This is a genomic window from Roseivirga seohaensis subsp. aquiponti (assembly GCF_001267955.1).
In the GTDB taxonomy this organism is placed as follows: Bacteria; Bacteroidota; Bacteroidia; order Cytophagales; family Cyclobacteriaceae; genus Roseivirga; species Roseivirga seohaensis.
Genome location: NZ_JSVA01000018.1, coordinates 256043 through 262391, shown reverse-complemented (window position 1 = coordinate 262391; position 6349 = coordinate 256043). Strand labels below are relative to the sequence as shown.

At 39.1% G+C, this 6349-nt stretch carries 4 protein-coding genes; 3 read left to right on the top strand and 1 reads right to left on the bottom strand.

Annotation, left to right across the window (positions count from 1 at the left end; genetic code table 11):
- The 3 genes from OB69_RS16220 to OB69_RS16210 all read left to right on the top strand — a co-directional run.
- A partial coding sequence (locus OB69_RS16220; protein ID WP_053224800.1) for an HYR domain-containing protein occupies nucleotides 1-3255 on the top strand: 3255 nt, incomplete at its 5' end.
- Between the two features lie 126 nt (nucleotides 3256-3381).
- Nucleotides 3382-3756 carry a co-chaperone GroES gene (locus tag OB69_RS16215; protein WP_053224799.1) on the top strand — a complete coding sequence of 125 codons (375 nt, stop codon included), beginning with the start codon at nucleotides 3382-3384 and terminating at the stop codon, nucleotides 3754-3756.
- Nucleotides 3757-3986: 230 nt separating this feature from the next.
- Nucleotides 3987-5084, top strand: coding sequence for a fatty acid desaturase family protein (locus OB69_RS16210; protein ID WP_053224798.1), 1098 nt, complete (start codon nucleotides 3987-3989; stop codon nucleotides 5082-5084).
- 259 nt (nucleotides 5085-5343) lie between these two features.
- Here OB69_RS16210 and hemB read toward each other — a convergent pair whose 3' ends face one another.
- Nucleotides 5344-6318 (bottom strand): porphobilinogen synthase, encoded by a 975-nt coding sequence (hemB, locus tag OB69_RS16205; RefSeq protein WP_053224797.1) that lies wholly within the window; start codon nucleotides 6316-6318, stop codon nucleotides 5344-5346.
- Nucleotides 6319-6349: the final 31 nt, after the last annotated feature.

Genomic DNA, 6349 nt, shown 5'->3' with positions numbered 1-6349 from the left:
TCGCTGAATGCTAGCGGAAACGCAATCATCTCTGCTACTCAGATCAACAACGGTTCTTCTGATAACTGTGGAATTGCAAGTATGACGTTAAGCAAAACAAGCTTCGACTGTTCTAACCTTGGTGATAACACTGTAACATTAACAGTAACTGATAACAACGGAAATACTAGCACTAAAACGGCTACTGTGACCATTGTTGACGACATCGCCCCTACTGTTCTTGCGAAAGACATTACAGTAGCACTTGATGCTAATGGAAACGCAAACATCACTACTGGTCAAGTAAACAATGGTTCTTTTGACAACTGTAACCTTACATTGTCTGTTGACAAAACATCATTCAATTGTAATGATTTGGGTGCTCAAACCGTAACATTGACTGGCACTGATGCAAGTGGAAACACTGCCTCGGCTACCGCTACAGTGACAGTGGTTGACAATACTGCTCCTGCTGTAATCACCCAGAATATTTCTGTATCGCTGAATGCTAGCGGAAACGCAATCATCTCTGCTACTCAGATCAACAACGGTTCTTCTGATAACTGTGGAATTGCAAGTATGACGTTAAGCAAAACAAGCTTCGACTGTTCTAACCTTGGTGATAACACTGTAACATTAACAGTAACTGATAACAACGGAAATACTAACACTAAAACGGCTACTGTAACGATTGTTGATGACATCGCCCCTACTGTTCTTGCGAAAAACATCACTGTAGCGCTTGATGCCAACGGAAACGCAAATATCACCGCTGCCGATGTTGACAATGGTTCTTCAGACAACTGTAACCTTACATTGTCTGTTGACAAAACATCATTTGATTGTTCTAAAGTAGGTGCGCAGACTGTTACCTTGACTGGCACTGATGCGAGCGGAAACACTGCCTCGGCTACTGCTACGGTAACTGTTATTGATAATATTGCACCGGTATTCACTAACGCGCCTACCAACAAGACTTATCAAGCAGAAAACGGAAACTGTACGTTGAATGCATACTGGACAGTACCAGTGGTATCTGATAACTGTAATGCTTCAGTGACTAGTACTCATAACCCTGGTGATGCATTTCCTGTAGGAACAACACAAGTAACTTATACGGCTACAGACGCTGGAGGAAATACAACTACAGCTAGTTTTAATGTTACCGTTCAAGCAAGTCCTATGAATGTAGTACTTCAAGCAGATACGTATACTACTGCTTCTGGCATATACAACACTACATGTAGTGGCGCTGAAGATGGAAAAGTAATGCTCGCTGTTACAGGAGGCTGTGGTCCATACACTTACTTATGGAGTAATGGTTCAACTAGCAAAGACCTTAACGGTGTTGAAGCTGGCACATATAGTGTGACTGTAACCGATAACAACGGAACTCAGATCCAAAAGAATATTACCTTAACTTCACCAACAGCTATTGAGGTTGAAAAAGTAGTAACTACAGAGCAAACACTAACCGGTTATGGTGACGCAAACACCATCTACCTAGGTTTTGGTGAGCAAACTGCGGTTCTACAAGCAAATGCTACTGGAGGAAGTGGTGATTATACTTACACTTGGTCTCCGAACGAAGAAATAGCATGCTCTTTTGAAAATACTGTTACTGTAGCTCCTCAGGTTACTACTACCTACACTGTAGTTGTAACTGATTCAAATGGCTGCTCTACTACTGAAAGCTTCACCATCAATGTAATCGATGTTCGTTGTGATGATTACAACGCCCCTGGAGGATCAAATGGAGGCGGTAACGATGACGATGATGATGACAACAATGGTGGTGGTGACAATGGAGAAGTATTCGATTGCCAGTGTGAAGGTAAAATGCAAAACTTTACTGTAATCTATAATGGATTCTCTGGAGTAAATATTAAGGCCTATAAAAAGGATAAAAAGACCGTCATCAAAACCTTCTACAATGTTCAGAATGGTGATGAAATTCAGGTAACTGGCTTCGATCACAAAGGACGATTAGACAGCAAAACCTATTTAGAAATAGGTAGTGCTAAATATGAAATCCATACCTCATGCTCAATCAATATCATGGGTGAAACCTACGGACCATTTACCGTAATTGAATTTACAGATGGTGAAGGAGCTACTTGTTCTGGAAATGGAACTCCATCAACTGCCAATTTCGCAGGAGGTGTAAATCCTATTCTTAGTCATGCAGGGGGATCAACTTATGGTCAAGGTTCTAAAGATGACAAAAAAGATAAGAAGGATAAGAAAAATGATGATGACGATGATGACAACAGAGGAGATGATGATGATGACGACAATCACGTCCATTCCGATAACTGTGGTCATAACAACAACGGTCATAATGATGATGATGACGATGACAATTACAGTGATGACGATGATGATGACAATCACACTCATAACAGTACTTGTGGTCATGATGATGACGATGATGACAACGGAAGCAATCCAGGTTCAGATTGTCAGTGTGAAGGCAGAATGGAAAACTTCACTGTTGTTTACCAAGGTGAATCTGGGAAAACTGTTAAAGCATACAATAAGAAAATGAACTACCTCATTGAAACATACTATAATGTTCAATATGGAGACACGCTTGTTGTAGAAGGATTTGATAAGCACGACAGATTAGAGTCTAAAACCATGCTGATGGTTGATTGGACAAGCTATGAAGTACATACTTCATGCTCTATCAATATTCTAGGAGATGAAATTGGGCCATTCAAAGTAGTAGCTTATACCGATGGAGAAGGCTTTTCTTGTTCACTTCCAACAGAAGGTGGAGACAATGGTGGCGGTGGTAACAATGGCGGTTGCGATGTTGACACCATCAACTGGACCGGTAATGTTACAATCTGTTATAATGGCCAAACCTACTGCGTAACGCAAGAAGAAGCTAAAAACTATTTAGCACTTGGAGCTAGCCTAGGTTCATGTAGCTTTAATATCACAGCCTCTTCTAAAGGTATCGCTGCTAAAGCCACAGGAGAGAATACTGACATAAATACTGAGATCAAGTTCGAAGTAAGTACCTACCCTAACCCGGCATCTGATTTAGCTAACATTACATTTAATGTAAACCAAGACGGACCTGTTACGGTAGCCATTTTCGATACTAAAGGCCTTCAGGTTGGCAATACCTTGTTTGAGGAAAATGCAGAAATCGACAGAAAATATACTGTAGTATTTGATGCATCATCTGTAAAAGAAGGTATCTATATTATAAGATTAAGAACCGCAGGATATATTGAAAGCAAGAAGCTAATGATTAAGAAGTAAACTTATTCTTTTAACAGTACAGAAGAGGATCAACCAAAAGTTGATCCTCTTTTTTATTTATACCATCCCCTACTCATCAATTAAAACTGACACTTTGAACTTATATTTGTAACTCAAAGTTAGATTATGGAATTGACAGCAGACAATAAGCTTAGAAACCTTATCATTATTGGAGACCGTGTTTTAATTAGGCCTAAGAAACAAGCCGAAAAAACAGCAAGCGGTTTGTATCTTCCTCCAGGAATTCAAGAAAAGGAGAAAGTTCAAAGCGGGTATATCATTAAAGTTGGCCCTGGGTATCCTATCCCTATGCCATTTGAAGATGATGAACCATGGAAAGACAATGAGGAGAAAGTAAAATACATCCCATTGCAGGTAGAAGAAGGAGACTTGGCTATTTTCCTTCAGAGAGGAGCCATTGAAATAATGTATGGTAATGAGAAACTCTACATTGTTCCTCAGTCATCTATTCTAATGCTTGAAAGGGATGAGATTCTTTGAATAGACAAAGATGAACAATACTAAAAAGAATTTCAGACAACAATAAACGCCAAACTCAACTGTTCTTTAACCAGTTAAAAAAATGAGTTTTGCCATTACTGAATCAGTCAGTTATCTTTACATATAAAAACCTCAATATTTAGTCAGAGTCGTTTTAACAAAAGACCGTTCTGAGTGAACATTGCGAAAACACAACAGGTTGAAATCAAAAGCTTGTTCAAAAACATCATATGAAATATAAAGCAATTAAATTTTCACGGAGTAATCAGGCTGAATTCATCAGCGACCTCCGTAAAAGGGTCAAAGAGTACTTTGAAACCAATGAAATTTCAGTTTATGGAAACACCACAATGGTTACAAAAACCATTGTAATGTTTTTGCTCTACTTTGCCCCTTACGCATTTATGCTCTCTGGCCTAATTACCAATACATGGATTCTACTGTTGATGTGGGCCATTATGGGAATCGGAATGTCGGGAATTGGTCTTTCCGTAATGCACGATGCCAATCATGGTGCTTATTCAAAAAACAAGCATGTAAATAAATACATGGGTTATGTAATGAATATTATTGGAGCAAGTGCCTTTAACTGGAAAGTACAACACAACGTTCTCCACCATTCATTCACCAATATTGAAGGTATGGACGAAGACATTGATCCAGGTAAACTAATGAGGTTATCTCCTCATGCTCCATTATTGAAGGTTCACAAACTTCAGCACATTTATGGTTGGTTCTTGTATGGTCTAATGACCTTCTTATGGTTAACTACAAAGGACTTTAAACAACTCTACCGATACAAAAAACTAGGCCTTTTAAAGGCTCAAAAAAGAACTTATACTGGCGTATTAATCGAAACAATCATTTCTAAAATCGTTTATTACGGATACGCTTTGGTATTGCCGTTAATCTTTATTCCTGCCCCAACTTGGGTAGTTTTATTAGGCTTCTTTATCATGCATTTCATTACGGGGCTTTCTTTAGGTTTAATTTTCCAACCTGCGCATGTTATGCCTACATCTGAATACCCGATTCCGGATGACACTGGCAACTTAGAAACTAACTGGGCAGTTCATCAGCTTTTCACCACCACAAATTTTGCCCCTAAAAGCAAACTATTCTCTTGGTATGTAGGCGGATTGAACTTCCAAATTGAACACCATTTGTTCCCGAACATTTGCCATGTTCATTATAAAAAAATATCTAAGATTGTGATGGAAACCACTAAAGAATACGGACTTCCTTACAATTCTGAAAAGAGTTTCTTTTCTGCTATTGCTGCACATGCCAAAATGTTAAAAAGTTTAGGGCGTAACCAGCTAGCTTAAATCAGCATAACACATAATTGACCTACTGAAATCTTTAGAATTGATCTTTTGTTTTCAGTAGGTTTTTTAGTACCCAATATTAGCTGGATATTGGTAAATAAAGCCACCCCTTCGGTAAGCACGGATTTCAAGGAAGGGATTGTAATTCCATAAAGAGACTATGCTCCTATGTTAGATACACCAAGGGGCTATTTAATCGAATCTTATTTTGAACTGTTTAGCAGGTGTTTCTAACCTGATGAAATAAATTTAAGCAGTCCTATTTGCCTTTGGTCAATAGTGCAAACTCCTTAGCATGATAGGTTAAAATCACGTCTGCTCCTGCCCTCTTAATACTCAAAAGGGTTTCCATCATGGTACGGTCATAATCAAGCCAACCCTTCATTCCAGCGGCTTTAAGCATAGCATATTCACCACTTACATTATAGGCTGCAATTGGCTGAGCATAATTATCTTTCAATAACTTAATTACATCTAAATAAGCCAAAGCGGGCTTTACCATTAAAAAATCCGCACCTTCTTCTATATCTAAGTCCGCCTCTATTAAGGCTTCTCTCTGATTAGCCGGGTTCATCTGATAGGTTTTCTTATCTCCTTTTTTGGGGGCCGAATCTAGTGCATCTCTGAAAGGACCGTAAAAAGCACTGGCATATTTCGCGGTGTACGACATAATGGAAACATTCGTGAAACCATTATCATCTAACACCTCACGAATGTAGGCTACTCGGCCATCCATCATATCAGATGGACCAATGATATCGATGCCTATTTCGGCCTGAGCCAAGGCCATTTTCCCCAAAACCTCGAGGGTTTCATCATTTAGGATTTCACCATTCTTCACCAAGCCGTCATGACCATCAGAATTGTATGGGTCCAAAGCTACATCCGTCATAATAGCAGCTTCTGGAAATTCAGACTTTATTCTTTTTAGGGCTTTTTGATAAAAGAAATTTGGGTCGAAACTCTTGGTTGCCGCTTTATCCTTATAGTGTTCTGGCACCACGGGGAACACATCGAAAGCATTAATCCCGAGCTTTAAACAGACTTCAATTTCTTTCAATATCTTCTCCAAACCCAAGCGGTAAATACCTGGCATTGAGTCTACTTCAATTTTATCATTGGCTCCTTCGAGCAAAAACAAAGGGAAAATAAAATCATCTGTGGTCACTTTGGTTTCTTCCACCATTCTCCTCACGGCTTCAGACTTTCTATTTCTTCTAGGACGGATGTTCATGCAGTAATAAATGAAAATGCTATGCTTTCGG